At 60.1% G+C, this 18,870-nt stretch carries 18 protein-coding genes; 11 read left to right on the forward strand and 7 right to left on the reverse strand.

The window, feature by feature from the left end; all coding sequences use genetic code 11:
• The 8 genes from ACRESD_RS15815 to ACRESD_RS15850 form a co-directional block, all read left to right on the forward strand.
• The coding region (locus tag ACRESD_RS15815) for an aminotransferase class I/II-fold pyridoxal phosphate-dependent enzyme (RefSeq protein ID WP_431751779.1) at positions 1-654 on the forward strand (654 nt) is incomplete at its 5' end.
• A complete protein-coding gene (locus ACRESD_RS15820; protein ID WP_431751780.1) occupies positions 651-2,102 on the forward strand; it encodes a cobyric acid synthase in 1,452 nt (483 codons plus the stop codon). The genes ACRESD_RS15815 and ACRESD_RS15820, both read left to right, overlap by 4 nt.
• A gap of 55 nt (positions 2,103-2,157) precedes the next feature.
• Complete coding sequence (gene cobU / locus ACRESD_RS15825; RefSeq protein WP_431751781.1) at positions 2,158-2,679, forward strand: bifunctional adenosylcobinamide kinase/adenosylcobinamide-phosphate guanylyltransferase; 522 nt, start codon at positions 2,158-2,160, stop codon at positions 2,677-2,679.
• A complete protein-coding gene (gene cobT, locus ACRESD_RS15830; protein ID WP_431751782.1) occupies positions 2,676-3,731 on the forward strand; it encodes a nicotinate-nucleotide--dimethylbenzimidazole phosphoribosyltransferase in 1,056 nt (351 codons plus the stop codon). The genes cobU and cobT overlap by 4 nt, the downstream gene beginning before the upstream one ends.
• The gene (gene cobC / locus ACRESD_RS15835) at positions 3,728-4,303 is read left to right on the forward strand and encodes an alpha-ribazole phosphatase family protein (RefSeq protein WP_431751783.1); all 576 of its coding nucleotides are present in this window, start codon (positions 3,728-3,730) and stop codon (positions 4,301-4,303) included. The genes cobT and cobC overlap by 4 nt, the downstream gene beginning before the upstream one ends.
• A 2-nt stretch (positions 4,304-4,305) precedes the next feature.
• Positions 4,306-5,034 carry an adenosylcobinamide-GDP ribazoletransferase gene (locus ACRESD_RS15840; RefSeq protein WP_431751784.1) on the forward strand — a complete coding sequence of 243 codons (729 nt, stop codon included), beginning with the start codon at positions 4,306-4,308 and terminating at the stop codon, positions 5,032-5,034.
• A 42-nt stretch (positions 5,035-5,076) separates the two neighbouring features.
• The gene (locus ACRESD_RS15845) at positions 5,077-5,481 is read left to right on the forward strand and encodes a MarR family winged helix-turn-helix transcriptional regulator (RefSeq protein WP_431751785.1); all 405 of its coding nucleotides are present in this window, start codon (positions 5,077-5,079) and stop codon (positions 5,479-5,481) included.
• Between the two features lie 54 nt (positions 5,482-5,535).
• On the forward strand, positions 5,536-6,744 hold the full coding sequence (locus ACRESD_RS15850) for an MFS transporter (RefSeq protein WP_431751786.1): 1,209 nt from the start codon (positions 5,536-5,538) through the stop codon (positions 6,742-6,744).
• Between the two features lie 224 nt (positions 6,745-6,968).
• Here the strand turns inward: ACRESD_RS15850 and ACRESD_RS15855 are convergent, their stop codons facing one another.
• The 4 genes from ACRESD_RS15855 to ACRESD_RS15870 form a co-directional block, all read right to left on the reverse strand.
• A complete protein-coding gene (locus ACRESD_RS15855; protein WP_431751787.1) occupies positions 6,969-8,252 on the reverse strand; it encodes an OmpP1/FadL family transporter in 1,284 nt (427 codons plus the stop codon).
• A 146-nt stretch (positions 8,253-8,398) separates the two neighbouring features.
• Positions 8,399-8,881 (reverse strand): hypothetical protein, encoded by a 483-nt coding sequence (locus ACRESD_RS15860; protein WP_431751788.1) that lies wholly within the window; start codon positions 8,879-8,881, stop codon positions 8,399-8,401.
• Between the two features lie 275 nt (positions 8,882-9,156).
• Entirely contained in the window at positions 9,157-9,381 is a 225-nt protein-coding gene (locus tag ACRESD_RS15865; RefSeq protein WP_060756074.1) for a hypothetical protein, read from the reverse strand.
• Between the two features lie 443 nt (positions 9,382-9,824).
• The gene (locus ACRESD_RS15870; RefSeq protein ID WP_431751789.1) at positions 9,825-10,130 is read right to left on the reverse strand and encodes a hypothetical protein; all 306 of its coding nucleotides are present in this window, start codon (positions 10,128-10,130) and stop codon (positions 9,825-9,827) included.
• Positions 10,131-10,588: 458 nt separating this feature from the next.
• Between ACRESD_RS15870 and ACRESD_RS15875 the strand changes: the two genes are divergently transcribed.
• Positions 10,589-10,912, forward strand: a complete 324-nt coding sequence (locus ACRESD_RS15875; protein WP_431751790.1) for a sel1 repeat family protein — start codon at positions 10,589-10,591, stop codon at positions 10,910-10,912.
• A 61-nt stretch (positions 10,913-10,973) separates the two neighbouring features.
• The gene (gene rmuC, locus ACRESD_RS15880; RefSeq protein ID WP_431751795.1) at positions 10,974-12,452 is read left to right on the forward strand and encodes a DNA recombination protein RmuC; all 1,479 of its coding nucleotides are present in this window, start codon (positions 10,974-10,976) and stop codon (positions 12,450-12,452) included.
• 41 nt (positions 12,453-12,493) lie between these two features.
• Here rmuC and ACRESD_RS15885 read toward each other — a convergent pair whose 3' ends face one another.
• The 3 genes from ACRESD_RS15885 to ACRESD_RS15895 form a co-directional block, all read right to left on the reverse strand.
• The gene (locus tag ACRESD_RS15885; RefSeq protein ID WP_431751791.1) at positions 12,494-15,967 is read right to left on the reverse strand and encodes a hybrid sensor histidine kinase/response regulator; all 3,474 of its coding nucleotides are present in this window, start codon (positions 15,965-15,967) and stop codon (positions 12,494-12,496) included.
• Positions 15,968-16,084: 117 nt separating this feature from the next.
• Positions 16,085-16,468 carry a YbaN family protein gene (locus ACRESD_RS15890; protein WP_431751792.1) on the reverse strand — a complete coding sequence of 128 codons (384 nt, stop codon included), beginning with the start codon at positions 16,466-16,468 and terminating at the stop codon, positions 16,085-16,087.
• A gap of 20 nt (positions 16,469-16,488) precedes the next feature.
• The gene (locus ACRESD_RS15895) at positions 16,489-17,076 is read right to left on the reverse strand and encodes a UPF0149 family protein (protein WP_431751793.1); all 588 of its coding nucleotides are present in this window, start codon (positions 17,074-17,076) and stop codon (positions 16,489-16,491) included.
• Between the two features lie 287 nt (positions 17,077-17,363).
• Between ACRESD_RS15895 and recQ the strand changes: the two genes are divergently transcribed.
• A partial coding sequence (recQ, locus tag ACRESD_RS15900; RefSeq protein ID WP_431751794.1) for a DNA helicase RecQ occupies positions 17,364-18,870 on the forward strand: 1,507 nt, incomplete at its 3' end.

The following is an 18,870-nucleotide window of genomic DNA, read 5'->3' on the forward strand; positions in this document are numbered from 1 at the left end:
GTGCAGGAGCAGGAAGTCGACTTTTTCCTGGATGGCCTCGACGTACTGGTGGTGGTCAATCCGAACAATCCCACGGGGCTGAGCCTGACGCCACAACGCCTGCTGGACTGGCATTCACGTCTGGCCCAGCGCGGCGGCTGGCTGGTGGTGGACGAAGCGTTCATGGACGTCACCCCACAACTGAGCTTGGCGAACCAGGCCCATCATGTCGGGCTGATTGTGTTGCGTTCGTTCGGCAAGTTCTTTGGCCTGGCCGGTGTGCGCCTGGGGTTCGTGCTGGCCGAACGCAAATTGCTCAAGCTGCTGGCCGAACAGCTCGGCCCCTGGGCCGTCAGTGGGCCGACGCGGGTGCTCGGTCAGGCATGCCTGCGTGATACCGCCGGGCACGCACGCCAGCGCCAGCGGTGCATCGACGCCGGCCAGCGCTTGTTCGAGCTGCTTGAAGGCCATGGCTTTCAGTTGCACGGCGGCTGCGCGTTGTTCCAGTGGCTGATCACCCCCCATGCCGAACGCATGCATGAGTTCATGGCTCAACGCGGCATCTTGCTGCGCTTGTTTGTTCACGACAGCAGCCTGCGTTTCGGCTTGCCCGACACCGAGGCGGATTGGTTGCGACTCGATGAGGCACTGACCGCCTACAAGGAAGCCTCATGAGTACGCTGATGGTGCAGGGCACTACGTCCGACGCGGGTAAAAGTACCCTGGTGACCGCCCTGTGCCGCTGGCTGGTACGCCAGGGGGTGGCGGTCGTGCCTTTCAAACCCCAGAACATGGCGCTCAACAGTGCGGTAACCCCCGAGGGCGGTGAGATCGGCCGCGCCCAGGCGGTACAGGCCCAGGCCGCCAACCTTGCGCCGCACACCGACATGAACCCGGTACTGCTCAAACCCAACAGCGACACCGGCTCCCAGGTGATCATCCACGGCCGTGCCGTGACCAGCATGAATGCGGTGGCCTATCACGACTACAAAGCCATCGCGATGCAAGCGGTGCTGGCCTCCCACGCGCGGTTGAGCGCCGCCTACCGGGTGGTCATGGTGGAAGGCGCCGGCTCCCCGGCGGAGATCAACCTGCGCGCCAACGATATTGCCAACATGGGCTTCGCCGAAGCGGTGGATTGCCCGGTGCTGCTGATCGCCGATATCAATCGCGGCGGTGTGTTCGCCCATCTGGTCGGCACATTGGAACTGCTGTCGCCCACGGAGCAGGCGCGGGTCAAAGGCTTCATCATCAACCGCTTTCGCGGCGACATCGCGTTGTTGCAGCCTGGGCTGGATTGGCTCGAAGCCCGCACCGGCAAACCAGTGGTGGGCGTGCTGCCCTATGTGATGGACCTACACCTGGAGGCCGAGGACGGTATCGACCAGCGCCAGATCGACAAGGCGGCCCAGGTGCTCAAGGTGGTGGTGCCGGTATTGCCGCGCATCAGCAACCATACGGATTTCGATCCGCTGCGCCTGCACCCTCAAGTTGACTTGCAGTTTGTCGGCCCGGGCCAGCCGATTCCGGCTGCCGACCTGATCATCCTGCCGGGCTCGAAAAGTGTGCGCAGTGACCTGGCCTATCTGCGTGCCAATGGCTGGGACACAGCCGTGGCCCGGCACTTGCGCTACGGCGGCAAGGTGCTGGGTATTTGTGGCGGCTTGCAGATGCTCGGTGAGCAGGTGCATGACCCGCTTGGGCTGGAAGGGTTGGCCGGGTCCAGTGATGGCTTGGGCCTGCTGGCGTTCAGCACGACGCTGGAAGCCGAGAAACAGCTGCGCAACGTGCGTGGGCGTTTGCTGTTGGAGGATGCCGAAGTCAGTGGCTATGAGATTCACGCGGGGGTGACGTCCGGCGATGCACTGTCGAAGGCGGCAGTGCTGCTGGAGGATGGCCGTCGTGACGGTGCCCAAAGTGATGACGGACAGATCCTCGGCACCTATCTGCATGGCTTGTTCGAGACGCCAGCAGCGTGCAGTGCCTTGCTGCGCTGGGCCGGTCTGGACGATGTTCAAGAGGTGGATTACCACGCCCTGCGCGAGCGCGATATCGAACGCCTGGCGGACTTGGTCGAGCACCATCTGGACACCGAGCTATTACGAAAGCTGTGCGAGGTTTAACGGTGCGAACGCGACCCCACATTGAATTGCGTCAACCGAACAAAGGTGACTCGCTATGCTTCAGTTGATCATCGGCGGTGCCCGCTCCGGCAAAAGCCGCCTCGCCGAAAAACTCGCCACTGACAGCACGTTGCCTGTCATCTATATCGCCACCAGCCAGCCGCTGGACGGCGAGATGAGCGAGCGTGTCGCCCAGCATCGTCGGCGGCGCCCCGATCACTGGGGTTTGATCGAAGAGCCCGTCGAGTTGGCTCGGGTACTGCGCGAAAACGCCGCGCCCGGACGCTGCTTGTTGGTGGATTGCCTGACCCTGTGGCTCACCAATCTGCTAATGCTCGACGATGCCGAGTGTCTTGTGCAGGAACGCGAACAGCTGTTGGAAACCCTGGCTTCGTTGCCGGGGGAAATCATTTTTGTCAGCAACGAGACCGGTCTGGGTGTCGTGCCGCTGGGCGAATTGACTCGCCGCTATGTGGATGAAGCCGGTTGGCTGCATCAAGCCTTGGCCGAGCGGTGTCAGCGTGTTGTCCTGACCGTTGCCGGCCTGCCCCTGACTTTGAAAGGTACTGCGTTATGACTGACACTTGGTGGCTCAACCCCTGTAAAGCCGTCGATGCCGCTGCGCACGAACAGGCGCTGGCGCGTCAGCAACAATTGACCAAGCCGGCCGGTTCCCTGGGCCAACTGGAATCCGTGGCGGTGCAGTTGGCCGGCCTGCAAGGTCAGGTCAAACCGTCGGTGGAGCAAGTGTGGATCGCCATCTTCGCGGGTGACCATGGCGTGGTGGCGGAAGGCGTGTCGGCGTTTCCCCAGGAAGTCACCGGGCAGATGCTGCACAACTTTGTCACGGGTGGCGCGGCGATCAGCGTTCTGGCGCGACAGTTGGATGCACGGTTGGAAGTGATCGACCTCGGCACCGTGACGCCATCGTTGAACTTGCCGGGTGTGCGTCACCTGAATATTGGTGCGGGCACGGCCAATTTCGTCGGCGGCCCGGCGATGACTCAGGCGCAAGGGCGCTTGGCCCTGCAAGCCGGTCGCGACAGCGCATGCCGAGCCTTGGAAAGTGGCGCACAGCTGTTTATAGGGGGCGAGATGGGCATCGGCAACACCACCGCCGCCAGTGCGTTGGCGTGTGCCTTGCTCGACTGCCGTGTGAATGACCTGACAGGTCCGGGCACCGGTTTGAATGCCCTGGGCGTCAGCCACAAGGTGGCCGTCATCGAGCGTGCGCTCGCGTTGCACGCCGGCCAGCGGGGCGATGTATTGCAAACCCTGTTCAACCTCGGCGGTTTTGAAATCGCTGCGTTGGTGGGCGCCTATCTGGCCTGTGCCCAGGAAGGCGTGGTGGTGCTGGTAGATGGGTTTATTTGCACGGTTGCCGCGCTGGTCGCGACTCGCCTGAATCCGTCGTGCCGTGAGTGGATGGTGTTCGGCCATGGTGGTGCCGAGCCGGGCCATCGGCATGTGCTGCAAAGCCTCGATGCGCACCCTCTGCTGGAACTCGGCCTGCGCCTGGGCGAAGGCAGCGGTGCGGCACTGGCCGTGCCGTTGCTGCGGTTGGCTTGCGCGCTGCATGGGCAGATGGCGACCTTCGCCGAAGCCGCCGTGGCAGACCGCCCGGCATGATCTTGCACCTGGACCTGCTGCGCCACGGTGAAACCGAGTTGGGCGGCGGCCTGCGCGGCAGCCTGGACGATGCGCTGACCGCCAACGGCTGGGCGCAGATGCGAGCCGCCGTGGTGAAGCAGGGCCCGTGGGACCGGCTGATCAGCTCGCCGCTGCAACGTTGCGCGTTGTTTGCCCATGAGTTGGGTGCACAGCTCAACCTGCCGGTGAGTTTGGAAAAGGATCTGCAGGAACTGCACTTCGGCGCATGGGAAGGACAGAGCGCTGCGACGTTGATGGAAACCGATGCCGAAGGGCTGGGGCTGTTCTGGGCCGACCCCTACACCTTCACACCGCCTGAGGGTGAGCCGGTCAGCGACTTTTCCAAACGTGTGCTGGGCGCGGTCTCACGCTTGCATCAGGCCTATGCCGGTGAACGCATACTGCTGATCAGCCACGGCGGCGTGATGCGCCTGCTACTGGCGCAGGCGCGCGGTTTGCCGAGGGAGCAACTGCTGAATGTCGAAGTTGGCCACGGCGGGTTGTTCAGCCTGCAGGTGACGGCCGATGGCGCACTCAAGGAAGGCGTCTGACCATGTTGCCATTCTGGATCGCCCTGCAATTTCTCAGCAGCCTGCCGATTCGTTTGCCGGGCATGCCGCAGCCTCAGGAGCTGGGGCGCTCGCTGTTGTTTTATCCGTTGGTGGGCTTGCTGTTCGGGCTGTTGTTGTGGGGCTTGAACAACGTATTGATGGGCGCACCACTGTTGCTGCATGCGGCGCTGTTGCTGACGGCGTGGGTGCTGCTCAGTGGCGGTTTGCATCTTGATGGGCTGGCCGACAGCGCGGATGCCTGGCTCGGCGGTTTCGGCGACCGCGAGCGCACGCTGACCATCATGAAAGACCCGCGCAGCGGCCCAATCGCCGTGGTCACCCTGGGTTTGGTGTTATTGCTCAAATTCACCGCGCTGGTGGCCCTGATTGAGCAGCACAACGGCGCGGCGCTGATCCTCGCACCGCTTATCGGGCGTGCTTCGATGCTGGCGTTGTTTCTGACGACTCGTTATGTACGAGCAGGCGGACTAGGGCAGGCCTTGTCGGATCATTTACCGCGGATCGTCGGTCAACAGGTGCTGATCCTGAGTGGATTGGCCTGTATCCTCATCGGAGGTTTCAGCGGCGGCGTGGCGGTTCTCATCGCGGCACTGTGCTTTATCGGCTTGCGCCAACTGATGATCAATCGTCTGGGCGGCACCACCGGCGACACTGCGGGGGCTCTGTTGGAGCTTCTGGAGGTGGCGGTTCTGATCGGGCTGGCGCTGTAACACTTTCTTGCATTTCCTTAATCCCGGGTATATACACGCTCTATGCTTGCTTCCCAATGTTTGTGCACCAACCTGCGACGTGCCGCCCGTGGCGTCAGCAGGCATTACGACGGCGCTCTCGACGGCTTCGGGATCAATGTCGCCCAGTATTCTTTGCTGTGTAACCTGCAACGCCTCGATCAGCCGAGCATTTCCAGCCTGGCCGATGCCATGGGGTTGGATCGCAGCACCTTGGGACGCAATCTCCGGGTGCTGGAAGGCGAGGGGCTGGTGCAATTGGTCGAGGGCGATGACTTGCGTAACCGTCTGGTGTTGTTGACTGAGGCGGGTGCAGAACGACTGGCCGCCGCTTTGCCGGCCTGGGAAGCCGCGCAGCAGAAACTGATCGATCGACTGGGCGCGCAAAAGCGCGAAACCTTGTTGGCCTTGCTGGATGAACTCGCTTGAACGCGAGTTTGTTCAAATACAAGCGGGTATATACCCGCAAGCGGAGAATAAGAAATGACCTCGATGTGGCGCACCAGTGGTTGGGTTCTGTTAGGGAGTGCGCTGATCCTGGCGTTGTCCTTGGGCGTGCGGCATGGCTTCGGCCTGTTCCTGGCACCGATGAGCACCGAATTCGGTTGGGGGCGTGAGACCTTTGCCTTCGCTATCGCCCTGCAAAATCTGATCTGGGGTATCGCGCAGCCGTTTACCGGTGCCTTGGCCGACCGTTTTGGCGCGACCAAAGCGGTGTTTGTCGGTGGGGTGTTGTACGCCGTCGGCCTGGTATTGATGGGTATGTCCGATTCGGCGTGGTCATTGTCCCTGAGCGCGGGTTTGTTGATCGGTATCGGCCTGTCGGGAACCTCGTTTTCGGTGATTCTCGGCGTGGTGGGTCGCGCTGTACCGCCGGAGAAACGCAGCATGGCCATGGGGATTGCGAGTGCTGCTGGCTCCTTCGGCCAATTCGCCATGGTGCCGGGCACCTTGGGCTTGATCGGTTGGCTGGGGTGGTCGGCTGCCTTGCTGGCGCTGGGCATGATGGTGGCGTTGATCCTGCCGCTGGTCGCGATGCTCAAGGACAAGCCGTTGCCGGCCGCGGTCGGCCAGCAAACGCTGCGTGAAGCATTGAGGGAGGCTTGCTCCCATTCCGGGTTCTGGCTGCTGGCGTTCGGTTTCTTCGTGTGCGGGTTCCAAGTGGTATTTATCGGCGTGCATCTGCCGGCGTACCTGGTGGATCAACACTTGCCGGCGACGGTCGGCACCACGGTGCTGGCGCTGATTGGCTTGTTCAATGTGTTTGGCACCTACACAGCCGGTTGGCTCGGCGGGCGTATGTCCAAGCCGCGCTTGCTCACCGGTTTGTACTTGCTGCGTGCGGTGGTGATCGTGTTGTTCCTGTGGGTGCCGGTTACCGAAGTCACTGCTTACCTGTTTGGCATGGCCATGGGGTTCTTGTGGTTGTCGACCGTACCGCTGACCAATGGCACCGTAGCGACGCTGTTTGGCGTGCGAAACCTCTCGATGCTCGGTGGGATCGTGTTCCTGTTCCACCAGCTCGGTTCGTTCCTCGGTGGCTGGTTGGGCGGGGTGGTTTATGATCGCACCGGCAACTACGATTTGATCTGGCAGGTGGCGATCTTGCTGAGCCTGCTCGCTGCGGCCCTGAACTGGCCGGTGCGCGAGCGGCCGGTGGCACGGCTCCAGGCGCAAATGGAGACAGCATGAGTGTGACGGTGCGGTGTTTAGCGATGGTGGCGGGCCTGGTCCTGCTGCTGTTGGCCTGGTGGGGCTGGCAGCACGGCGGCCTGGCGTTGATGCAGTTGGGTATGGCGATCTGTTAAGTTCTGTGTCTGATCTGATCAAGGTTGTGGCGTCGCAACCCTGATCTTCAGCCATTAAAAAGCCCCGCCTCCTTTGCAGGAGAGCGGGGCTTTTTATACAGCGATGAATCAGAACTTGTACGTCACACCCAGGCCAAAACCGTTGGCGCTGTTTTCGTACTTGGCGCTGTAGGACGAACCCAAAGCGTTGGACTTGTTGACCTTGACCGGCTCTTCCTTGAGGTAGGAGTAGGCCAGGTCGACGATCATGTTCGGCATCACTTGGTAGCCCAAGCCGACACTGAAGATGGTCCGGTCGCCGGTAGGAATACGTGGCGAGCGGTCAGTGTTGTTGGTTGGCGACTGGTCGAACGTCAGGCCGGTACGCAGCACCACTTGCTTGGTGACCTGGTACGAAGTACCCACGGCATAGGCCCAGGTGTCATGCCAGTTCTGTGGCTCAGAGATGGTGCCCACGATTTGCGGTGCGGCAGCGCCGCCGGCACGGGTAACGCCGTCGTTGTTGACCGTGATGTCTTTCAGACGGCTCCAACGAGTCCAGGTGCTACCGGCGTAGACTTTCCAGGCATCGTTGATGTCCTGGGTCACGGACAGGTCGTAGGATTCAGGCGTGTCGATCTTCAACGAAGCGTCGTAGCGACCGCTAGCCAGCACTGCTGCTGTTGGCGTAGGCGCGGTCACTTCGGTGTGGCCTTCCAGCTTGTAGCTGACTTTGGAGTGGTAAGTCAGGCCCACTCGCGTGGTATCGGTGGCTTGTACCAGCACGCCGACGTTGAAGCCGACAGCGGTATCATCGCCTTTGATCGTGATGTTGGTATTCGGGACGGCTGGGTTCGGTGTCAGAGCCAACTCGGATTCCAGCTTGCCGGAAATCCGGTTGATGGTCGGACCAAAGCCGATGGAAACGCGGTCGTTGAAGGCATAGCTGACGGTCGGCTGCAGAGTGATGACAGACACTTTGCTGTAGCTGCCGAACGAGCGACCTTGGAAACCTGTTTCATAATCAGTCACCAGGCCGAACGGTGCGTACACACCAAAGCCGATAGCCCACTGATCATTGAGTTTATTCGTGTAGAAGCCGAATGGAACACCGGTGAAGGGCACCATGTCGCCTTTGTTGCTACCGGATGAGCGGCCGCCAGCATTTTTGATATCGGTGGAGGCGTCAATGGCTGCAACGCCACCGGTGATCTGCTGACCTTCCAGGCGAGCCATACCGGCAGGGTTACCGTAGACAGTGCTTGCGTTATCCGCAGAAGAAGAGCGCCCTGCGAAACCCGTACCCATCCCGGCGACGTCTTGCTCGTTAAGAGCAAAGCCACTTGCGAACAGTTGGGAGGATGCCATGGTAACGGCGAGGCTAAGTGTGGTCTTGAGCATTACTTTTTTCATTATTAGAACTCCGTGGTGATCACCGCTGCGGAAAGTAACAATAAATCTAAGCGAGCGCTATAGGCTGTAAAGCAGGAGATAGAGCGCTTTTGTAGGACAATCCGACCAAAATCAACGTTTTTAGCCGAATCTTGCAAAATGCCTGATCAACAAGTGACCTGATTCATGGGGGATACACAGGTTTTCCAGGCCTGGGCGAAATCCCGCAGCCGGCCTTGAGGGTGAAATATTTCTTTCCAGATACGCGCCATGGCCAAGACATCACCCGGCGGTGGCAGGGCGGGGCTGTGTTGTTCCACCAACAGCCAGGCAATTGCGGTGGCGTACCGCAAGTTCACCGTCAACTCCAGCTGGGGGGCGCTGAGGAATGCATGTTGGCTCGCCAGTCCGCGTACGAGGCTGGCGCGTTCGGGGTCGAGTGCCAGGTATTCATCCCAGAGGGCGCGATGGCGGGGTTCGGTGATGCTGTACAGGCCATGGCCGCGCCGATCATGCAGGGCGGAACCCAATTCCGACTGACTGGCGGCAATGCCCAGTAGCAGGGATTCAGCTGTCGGGTCATGACGACCGAGGTACATCAATGTCGGCCGGATCACATAACGACACAATTCGCTGGCGGCGATACCCATACAAGCCTCAATCCGTGAAAGTGGACGACGAGGCCTGAGAGGGGGCTTGGCAGCTGTGATTTGGATCTCAGGCCCGTCGCAAGCGGATCATGCCGCTTGAGTTGAAGTGTAGTGTCATATTTACGATGTAAAGGACTGTTTTTAAAACATCTTCTTCATTTAGTTATAACGTTTATATCTATTCGAACTTAGTAAAAAAATAAAATTAGCGAATTTTGGGCAATAAAAAACCCTGCCATCAGACAGGGTTTTTGTGTTTCAGCGACCTGGGTCGATCAGGCGGTCAAGGCCTGACGGGTACGATCGATCACAGCCTGCAGCGGTTCTGCGCTGGAGTATTGATCGGGGTACAGGCGTTCGCTGTGACGTGCGATGCCGTGTTCGTTGACCAGGGTGAAGCTGAAACAGCCTTTGCGAGCGGCCATGATCAGGCAGTTCATTGGTGCAAAAGCGTTGGTGAGGGTGCGAATGGCATCCTGAGTGTGGATTTGAGTGTTCATATTATTGGTGTTCCTACAAATGACACGGATAAGAACCGTGCAACGTTAAAACGTTCCAGTAACGCTGATCACCATTGATCAAACGAAGAACCCGACTGGAACAAAGCAGCCAGTTTGAAGCGCTGATAAGTTTGGTGCGCTTGGGCTGGCAGGTAGGTACTTAGGAGGGCAGGCAACACAACAAGGGCAAAGGTTCTGGGCCCGGGGTGAAGATCCTGATCAATTTGCAGGTTGGTTCGGTCAGAGTATTGAGACTTCGCGACACCCTTTGCTTGTTCAAAGGCAGTGTCGTCGCAAGCGATACCTGGAAACCATCGAGGTGGTCGATCCCGTGTTGTTCAGGGGACTTGTTCGACCAGAATTGACTTTCAGCTTGGTACTAACGCCGCGGATAGTAACGGATTGAAACAAGGAAGGGAAGTGTGCTAGCCAAAAAACTTGAATCAGCCGCCGAGCAGGCCACGATAGACCAGTACCGTCAAGGCTGCCGCCAGTGCGCAACCCAAGCCGTAAGCCGCCAGCGTCAGGCGCAGGGACTGGCCGGTTTCGATCACCTTCATCACGTCGTGCATGTCATTGATCCTGCCTTCGCTCAACTCGATGCACAAGCTGAGTGCGGTGAAAGCAGCCGACAGCAGGATGGCGATGGCAAACAATGCGCCGTCGGGTGAAGGCAGTGCCGCATTGATGCCCAGCGAGGTCGCGCAGATCACTAGCAGCAACACGGCGAATAACAAAATGCCTTTCATGGGCGTCTACACGGTTGCGTTATCGGTGGGGCAGTGTGGCGAGGCGAGATGGATTTGAAAAGTACCTCGTTTGACCTGGTCGGTAACATTTTCTGGGCGTATCGAACCAAAAAGCACCGTCGATATAACCATTGGAAGGGGACTTGTGCACATTGGTTGCGGCGTGTGTAACCCCTTTGTCAACCGCCCGCAAGTGCTCCCGTTAGCCTGCAATGGAAATTTAAGTCAATGAAAAATCTCGCTTTTTTTTATTGGTGAAAAAATCGTCAGTTTGACTGCGGCCCCCATTCCATGGGCCTTTGGGCGAGTTAAAGAAGGGTTTTCCACTGAGTTATCCACAGCTTCTGTGGATTGTCCCAAGCGCTTGCTCTAGAACGGGCGTGCAGGTTTTTTTCAGCTTTACCTGTACGAAAAAAAGAGTAGAGTGGCGCGCCTTCCGTTCTGTCCCACAGTGCTTTATGAAGTTTCGCTCAGTATCACCTTCTGTTACCGATACCCCTCAAACTGTTACCGCACCCAAGCGCTTTTCCTTGAAAGTCGCCTTGTGGCTGCTGGACAGTCCACGCCTGGGGCAGAGCACCAACATCAAACACATCGCTGGGCGCTTGCTCAAGCAGCCGGCTCGTGAAGGCGTGGTGGCCGCGCAAAGCCGCTTGGGTCAATTGATGTGCCGTGAATGCGGCAACGCCCGCGACCGCCGTATCGGCCAAGACCTGCTGCGCCTGGCGGCCCGCGCTGGCGACCGTCGTGCCCAGCGCGAACTGGGTCAAGTCGAAGACTGAGCTGTCTTCCTGCCCTGTGCTTGGTTAACCTTGCTTATTTTCGGTGAGGGCAGACATGGCTATGGTTTTTGACTGGACCAGTATTGCCTTGGGTCTTGCGGGTGCTGCAGTGCCTTTATTGGCGGTGTGCTGGCAGATTCAGCGGCGACTGACAGCGCGCATGACCGGCTGGGAGTTGCTCGAAGAGCGCCTGGCTACCGCACAACTGGCCCAGGAAGGGCTTGCCGCCCAATTGGACGCCAGTCGTGATGAAGTCAGCGACCTGAGTCAGGCCAATGCCGCCAAGCAAGCAGACCTGGCCGCGGTACGCCGCGAAGTCGAGCTCTTGCAGATCGATCGTGATAACGCCCGCGACGCCGCCCACGCCTGGAACCTCGATCGCAACGCCAAGGATACTGAGTTGCGCCGTCTTGATGCACTGTCGGCAGCCCTGCGCGCCGAGCTGCGTGAACAGCAGGACAGCCACCAACAACGTCTCGCTGACCTGCAAGGTTCACGCGATGAACTGCGTGCGCAGTTCGCCGAACTCGCCGGGAAGATTTTCGACGAACGTGAACAGCGCTTTGCCGAAACCAGCCAGGAGCGCCTTGGCCAACTGCTCGACCCTCTCAAAGAGCGTATCCAGTCCTTTGAAAAACGCGTGGAAGAAAGCTACCAGAGCGAAGCGCGCGAGCGTTTTTCCCTGGCGAAAGAGCTGGAGCGCCTACAGCAACTGAACCTGCGCCTGTCGGACGAAGCCACTAACCTGACCCGCGCGCTAAAAGGCCAGAAAACCCAGGGTAACTGGGGCGAGCTGATCCTGGAGCGGGTCCTGGAACATGCGGGTCTGGAGAAGGGTCGTGAGTATCAGACCCAGGTCAGCCTCAAGGGACCGGATGGCGAGCGTTTCCAGCCGGATGTGCTGATCATGCTGCCTGGTGACAAACAAGTAGTGGTCGATTCCAAAGTCAGCCTGACCGCCTACCAACAGTATGTGGCGGCGGATGACGAGGTGATCGGCCAAGCGGCGTTAAAGCAGCACGTCCTGTCGTTGCGCAATCACGTCAAAGGCTTGGCCGGCAAGGACTATAAGCGTCTGGAGGGTTTGCACAGCCTGGATTTCGTTTTGCTGTTTGTGCCCATCGAGGCGGCTTTTTCCGCGGCACTGCAGGCGGAGCCGAACCTGTTCCAGGAAGCCTTCGACCGCCATATCGTGATCGTCAGCCCCACCACGTTGCTGGCCACGTTGCGGGTGATCGACAGTCTGTGGAAGCAGGAGCGCCAGAGCCAGAATGCGCGGGAGATTGCCGAGCGCGCAGGTTGGCTCTATGACAAGTTCGTGCTGTTTATCCAAGATCTGGATGAGGTGGGCAACCGTCTCCAGCAGTTGGATAAGGCTTACAGTGCTGCACGCAACAAGCTGACGGATGGGCGTGGGAACCTGGTCAGCCGTACCGAGCAGTTAAGGTTGCTCGGTGCGCGTGCCAGCAAAAGCCTGCCAGCGGATTTGCTGGAGCGGGCAATGACCGATGCGGATGGTGTGGCGCATTTGCCCGAGTAGGCGCAGAGCAGCATGTGGGAGGGGGCAATCCCCCTCTCACATTATTGAAGGGGTAAATGCCGGCTCAACAGCGCTCGCAGCGCCGCTGGCTTAACCGGTTTGGCCAGGTAATCCAGCCCCGCCGCATGCACCTCGGCCACCATTTCCGGCCGCCCGTCGGCGCTGATCACCACCCCTGGGATCGGCTCTGCCATTTGTGCGCGCAGCCACCCCATCAGCTCAGTGCCGGTTTCGCCGTGGTCCAGGTGGTAATCCACCAGTGCCAATTGCGGGCGCACACCATCGGCCAGCAGTGCCGCACATTGTGCCTGGTCGGTGGCGGTCCACACTTCGCAGCCCCAGCGTGTCAACAGGCTGCGCATGCCGATCAGGATGCTCTCTTCATTGTCCACGCACAGAACCTGCGCACCGCTCAGCGGCAGGCCGCTGTCTTGCATGGCCTTGATCGGCGGGCTGGTCTGGTTGCGCGCCAGTGGCACGCGCACGCTGAACACGCTGCCCTTGCCCGGCCATGAACGCACACTCAGGGTGTGGCCCAGCACGCGGCACAGGCCGTCGGCGATCGCCAGGCCCAAGCCCAGGCCCTTTTCGGCTCGTGTCTGGTGGCTGTCGAGGCGCTTGAACTCTTCGAAGATCACTTTTTGTTTATCCAGCGGAATGCCGGGGCCGCGGTCCCAGACTTCCAGGCACAACTCGCCTTTGCGTCTGCGTACACCCAGCAGCACTGGTCCGTCGGCATAGCGGAACGCGTTGGTCAGAAAGTTCTGCAAGATTCGCCGCAGCAGCTTGATGTCGCTGTCGATGCGCAGCCGGCTGCCACGCAGTCGAAAGCGCAAGCCTTGCTCCTGGGCGAGTGCCTTGAATTCGGCGCCCAGAGTGTCGAACAGTTCGTTGAGGATAAAGGGTTGGCGCTGCGGATTGATCTTGCCGTTTTCCAGGCGTGAGATATCCAGCAGATCACTGATCAGGTCCTCGGCGGAGCGTAGTGAGCTGTCGAGGTGTTGCACCAGTTGTCGCGCTTCGTTGGACAGGCCGTCGTGCTGGTGGGAGAGGGCCGCGGAAAACAGCCGCGCAGCGTTCAACGGTTGCATCAAGTCATGGCTCACCGCTGCCAGGAAGCGGGTTTTCGACTGGCTGGCAGATTCCGCCACACCCTTGGCCTCGGTGAGCGCGACGTTGAGTTGCGACAACTCGTGGGTGCGTTCGGTCACTCGTTGTTCCAGGCCTTCGTTGGCCTCGGTCAAGGCTTGTTCAGCTTCACGGAATGCGGTGATATCGGTGAAGCTCATGACAAATCCACCGCCGGGCATCGGGTTGCCGATCAGTTCGATCACCCGTCCATTGGGGAACAAACGCTCGGACGTATGCGCACGTCCTTGGCGCATCCAGTGCAGGCGTCGCGCCACATGCACTTCCGCTTCGCCGGGGCCGCACAGGCCGCGCTCGGCGTTGTAGCGAATGATGTCGGCAATCGGCCGTCCCACGCTGATCAAGCCTTCGGGATAGTTGAACAGCTCCAGGTAACGACGGTTCCAGGCCACCAGCTTCAGCGACTGGTCCACCACGCTGATGCCTTGGGTGATGTTTTCGATCGCGCCTTGCAGCAATGCCCGGTTGAATTGCAAAACCTCTGAGGCTTCGTCAGCGATGCGTACGACATCCTCCAGCTGCATTTCCCGGCCTTCAATGGCAGCTTTTACTACAGCGCGTGTTGAAGATGCGCCGAGTACACCCGCCAACAGGCGTTCGGTGTGGGCGATCCAGTCGTTGTCGGCATTCTGGTTGGGGTTGAAGCCTTTGCCCTGGCGATAGGCGAAACGAATAAAACTCTGCTGGGCACGTTCTTCCCCGACAAAGCGTGCGGCGAGGCTGAGCAGGTCGCTGATCTGTACCGACAACATCGAGCGGGCGCTGGCGCGCTCGCTGATTTCCTGGCCGATGAATCGTCCGGCCTGCCAATGTTCGGAAACCCGTGTGCGCGATAGCATCGAGACCCACACAAAGAGCGTGAAGTTGCCGGCCAGGGAAAACATGGTGCCCAGGGTCAGCGAAGTAACGGACAAGCCGAGCGGGTGTGAATGCATCCAGGTCAGGCCTGGGAAAAGGCTGAGCGACCAACCCAGGCTTTTCGCCGTAACCGGTAGGACCAAAGTGTAGAACCACAAGAATGTGCCCGCCGCCAACCCGGCAAACACACCACGGCGGTTGGCCTGCTTCCAGTACAACGCCCCGAGCATTGCCGGGGCCAGTTGGGTCACGGCGGCAAAGGCGATCTGGCCGATGGTAGCCAGGCTTGCGGTGGAACCGAGCAGGCGATAACTGACGTAGGCCAGCAGCAGGATGATCACAATGCTGACTCGGCGCACCGACAGCATCCAGTGACGGAACACTTCGAATGGCCGCTCGGCGCTGGAGCGCCTGAGTAGCCACGGCAGCAGCATGTCGTTTGAGACCATGGTCGACAAGGCGATGCTGGCGACGATCACCATACCGGTGGCAGCTGATGCACCGCCGATAAACGCCAGCACGGCAAGAGCCGGATGGGCTTCGGCCATGGGCAGGCTGATCACGTAGGAGTCTGGCAATACCGAGCCGGGCAACAGCATCTTGCCGCCGAGGGCAATGGGAATCACGAAGAGCGCGGCGAGGATCAAGTAGGCGGGGAACACCCATTTGGCCAGGCGCAAATCCTGGGGATCGATGTTTTCCACCACCGTCACATGGAACTGCCGGGGCAGGCAGATAATCGCCATCATCGCTACGCCGGTCTGCACCACCATCGACGGCCAGTTGATCGTTTCTTGCCAGTATTCTTCCAAGCGTGGAGCGAGCATCGCCTGGCTGAACAGGTCGCCGAAGCCGTCGTACAGGCCGTAGGTCACAAAGGCACCGACCGCGAGAAAGGCGAACAGCTTGACCAGGGATTCAAAGGCAATGGCCAGCACCATGCCGCGGTGGTGTTCGGTGGCGTCGAGGTTGCGTGTACCGAACACAATCGTGAACAGCGCCAGCACCAGCGACACAATCAAGGCGGTGTCCTGGGCGCGGGTGCCAGTGGTGTCCGGCCCGGAGCCGATCAGCAGGTTCACGCCCAGCACGATGCCTTTGAGTTGCAGGGCGATATAAGGCAGCACGCCCACCAGGCATATCAGCGCGACGACCACCGCCAGGGACTGGGATTTGCCGTAGCGGGCGGCGATAAAGTCGGCAATGGAGGTGATGTTTTCCTGCTTGCTGATCAGAATCATCTTCTGCAGCACCCAGGGTGCCAACACCAGCAAAAGCACCGGTCCAAGATAGATCGGTAAAAATGCCCACAACTGTTCGGCGGCCTGACCTACGGCGCCGAAAAAAGTCCAACTGGTGCAGTAAACGGCCAGCGAAAGGCTGTACACCCAGGCACGCATGCGCGGCGGTAGCGGCGTATGGCGGCGGTCACCGTAAAAAGCGATGGCAAACATAATGGCCATATAGGCCAGGGCAACGGCGGCGATCAGCCCGCTGGACAGCGTCATGGTAACTCCGAGCATAAGAACACCCAGGCATTCCGGGCCCGGCTGGACAGTCTCGCATGATGCTTGGGGTTAGTCAGTGTCGACCAAGGTCTTGTGAGGGGTAATGTCGCAGGGGGGTTAGTGGGGTGGCAGGGTTTTCTGGCGCAGGATATAGATCGTCACCAGCACGGCGCTGGTCAGCATGAAGCCGCGTGCCCAGGGCAGGGGGACGAGGTAGCAGGAAAAGCCGATGCTTAGCCACATCAAGCCGATGGCGTAGACCTTGCCCTTGAGCGGGATGCCATTGCCGTCCAGATAGTCACGGACCCACGGGCCCAGGCGCGGGTGTTCCACCAGCCAGTGGTAGAAACGTGGGGAGCTTCGAGCGAAGCAGGCGGCGGCGAGGAGCAGGAAGGGTGTGGTCGGCAATACCGGAAGGAAAATGCCGATTACCCCCAGCGCTACGCTCAGCCAGCCGATGGCCAGCAGTGCGTAACGCAGGAGCAGTGAACGGTTGCCCATGGGTGTCACGGGCAAACGACTCAGTGGTGACGTGGCTTGAGGATCGCCGGTTTTTCGTCAGGAGCGTTGCACAGCAGGTACAGGGCGGTCAGGGCTTCCGGGATCTGTACGATCATGTCGTCCATCAGGTTGGCATCGGCGGCGATATCAGAAAACTCAGCTTCTTCTTCAAACAGCCCCGAACCGACCATGATCGGCAGCAGCATTTCGCTGACTTCTTCCTCGGCGGTTTCGAACCAGGCGGCTTCGCGCAGGAATACACCTTCCATGAAGCCGATGCACCAGCCGCGCAGGTCGGAGTCATCCGGCTCTTCGCCCAGGTCCAGCTCGCACGGCAGCTCGAATTCCTCATCGGAGGCCAGTTGGCGACCGATGTGGGCCTTGAGAGCGATCAGCGTGGATTCGATCTCTTCGCGTTGGGCGTCGTCGGTGTAATGCGGCTCTTCGGCGAACAACGCGTCGATCCATTCACGGTCAGGCACGACATCGGCGCAGATCGACAGGGCGGTCAGGTAGCCGTGGGCGGCCACGTAGTCCAGCGCCTCGTCATGCAGCTCATCGGCGTCGAGGAAGGCTTGCAGGCGGGTTAGTTGCTCAGCGAAGGACATTGAAGGGCTACCTTGGGAATAAACGATGCTGAATTCTAGGCTTTCTTGAGCGCCCAGGCCAGCTGCAAGGCATATTTGCCGGGTTTTAGATGCGGGGTTCAGGGAGACGTCTATTCGTCAGTCGTGCCCTTTGCCGGATGACGCTCGGGTATACTGCCGCGTTTTGCGATGCCCCTGCAGGCCCAGCGCCAACCCGAGAAAACTTCGCTTACGGATTATTTCCCGTGAAACCGTGTTTTTTCGGCCAGCCTGTACAGTGGGATTTCGGCACCATTTTGGAGTTTTACATGCTCGAGCAGGCTCAACGCGTCCTCAAGGACATCTTCGGCTACGACAGTTTTCGTGGCCGCCAGGGTGCGATCATTGAGCGCGTGGCCAATGGCGGTGACGCCCTGGTGCTGATGCCTACCGGCGGTGGCAAATCGTTGTGCTTCCAGGTGCCGGCCCTGTTGCGCAATGGCCTGGCGGTGGTGGTGTCGCCGCTGATCGCGTTGATGGATGACCAGGTCGCTACGCTCGAAGAGCTGGGCGTCGCTGCCGCATCGTTGAACTCCACCCTCAGCGCCGAACAGCAGCGCGACCTGGCGGCACGTATCAAACGTGGCGAAGTCAAGATGCTCTACCTGGCGCCTGAGCGGCTGGTCCAGCCACGCATGCTGGCCTTCTTGCAGAGCCTGGAAATCGCTCTGTTCGCCATCGATGAAGCCCACTGTGTGTCGCAATGGGGTCATGATTTCCGCCGCGAATATTTGCAGTTGGGCCAGTTGGCCGAGCTGTTCCCCGACGTGCCGCGTATCGCCTTGACTGCCACCGCCGACAAACGCACCCGTGAGGAAATCGTCGAGCGCCTGCACCTGCAGAATGCCGAACGTTTCCTGTCGAGTTTCGATCGGCCGAATATTTTCTACCGCATCGTACCCAAGGAGCAGCCGCGCAAGCAGTTGCTGGCGTTCCTGTCCGAACGGCGCAGCGATGCGGGCATTGTGTATTGCCTGTCGCGCAAAAAAGTCGATGAGGTGGCGGCGTTCCTGTGTGAGCAAGGCTACCCGGCGCTGCCGTACCACGCCGGGCTGCCCAACGATTTGCGTGCTTATCACCAGAAGCGCTTCCTCAACGAGGAAGGCCTGATCATGGTGGCCACCATCGCATTCGGCATGGGCATCGACAAATCCAACGTGCGCTTCGTGGCCCATATGGACCTGCCCAAATCCCTTGAGGCGTATTACCAGGAAACCGGTCGCGCTGGCCGTGACGGCCTGCCGGCTGATGCCTGGATGGTCTACGGCCTGCAAGATGTGGTGATGCTCAAGCAGATGCTGCAAAACTCCGAAGGCGACGAGCGCCACAAGCGCCTGGAGCAGCACAAGCTCGACGCCATGCTGTCGCTGTGTGAAGAAACCCGCTGCCGCCGCCAGACCTTGCTGGCGTACTTCGACGAAGACATGCCGCAGCCATGCGGCCACTGCGACAATTGCGTGGATGGCGTGCAGACCTGGGACGCCACTGAGCCTGCGCGCCAGGGCTTGTCCGCCATCTACCGTACCGGCCAGCGTTATGGCGTGGGCCATCTGGTGGATGTGTTGCTGGGCAAGGACAACGAAAAGGTGCGCAGCTTCGGCCACGAGAAACTCTCGGTCTACGGCGTCGGCAAGGCGCGCGCCGAAGGCGAGTGGCGTTCATTGTTCCGTCAGATGGTTGCCCGTGGCCTGGTGGACATCGATATCGAAGGCTTCGGCGGCCTGCGCTTGAACGACAGTTGCCGGCCTTTGCTCAAGGGGGAAGTGAGCCTGGAGC

The sequence above is a fragment of the Pseudomonas sp. genome (genome assembly GCF_050739995.1).
Lineage (GTDB): Bacteria > Pseudomonadota > Gammaproteobacteria > Pseudomonadales > Pseudomonadaceae > Aquipseudomonas.

Coding starts and splice junctions, on each gene's coding strand:
- rmuC (WP_431751795.1), top strand. CDS start 10,974: ATGGTTTTTGACTGGACCAGTATTGCCTTGGGTCTTGCGGGTGCTGCA.
- ACRESD_RS15850 (WP_431751786.1), top strand. CDS start 5,536: ATGACCTCGATGTGGCGCACCAGTGGTTGGGTTCTGTTAGGGAGTGCG.
- ACRESD_RS15890 (WP_431751792.1), bottom strand. CDS start 16,468: ATGGGCAACCGTTCACTGCTCCTGCGTTACGCACTGCTGGCCATCGGC.
- cobT (WP_431751782.1), top strand. CDS start 2,676: ATGACTGACACTTGGTGGCTCAACCCCTGTAAAGCCGTCGATGCCGCT.
- ACRESD_RS15860 (WP_431751788.1), bottom strand. CDS start 8,881: ATGGGTATCGCCGCCAGCGAATTGTGTCGTTATGTGATCCGGCCGACA.
- ACRESD_RS15865 (WP_060756074.1), bottom strand. CDS start 9,381: ATGAACACTCAAATCCACACTCAGGATGCCATTCGCACCCTCACCAAC.
- ACRESD_RS15895 (WP_431751793.1), bottom strand. CDS start 17,076: ATGTCCTTCGCTGAGCAACTAACCCGCCTGCAAGCCTTCCTCGACGCC.
- ACRESD_RS15885 (WP_431751791.1), bottom strand. CDS start 15,967: ATGACGCTGTCCAGCGGGCTGATCGCCGCCGTTGCCCTGGCCTATATG.
- ACRESD_RS15875 (WP_431751790.1), top strand. CDS start 10,589: ATGAAGTTTCGCTCAGTATCACCTTCTGTTACCGATACCCCTCAAACT.
- cobC (WP_431751783.1), top strand. CDS start 3,728: ATGATCTTGCACCTGGACCTGCTGCGCCACGGTGAAACCGAGTTGGGC.
- ACRESD_RS15855 (WP_431751787.1), bottom strand. CDS start 8,252: ATGAAAAAAGTAATGCTCAAGACCACACTTAGCCTCGCCGTTACCATG.
- ACRESD_RS15870 (WP_431751789.1), bottom strand. CDS start 10,130: ATGAAAGGCATTTTGTTATTCGCCGTGTTGCTGCTAGTGATCTGCGCG.
- cobU (WP_431751781.1), top strand. CDS start 2,158: ATGCTTCAGTTGATCATCGGCGGTGCCCGCTCCGGCAAAAGCCGCCTC.
- ACRESD_RS15840 (WP_431751784.1), top strand. CDS start 4,306: ATGTTGCCATTCTGGATCGCCCTGCAATTTCTCAGCAGCCTGCCGATT.
- ACRESD_RS15820 (WP_431751780.1), top strand. CDS start 651: ATGAGTACGCTGATGGTGCAGGGCACTACGTCCGACGCGGGTAAAAGT.
- ACRESD_RS15845 (WP_431751785.1), top strand. CDS start 5,077: ATGCTTGCTTCCCAATGTTTGTGCACCAACCTGCGACGTGCCGCCCGT.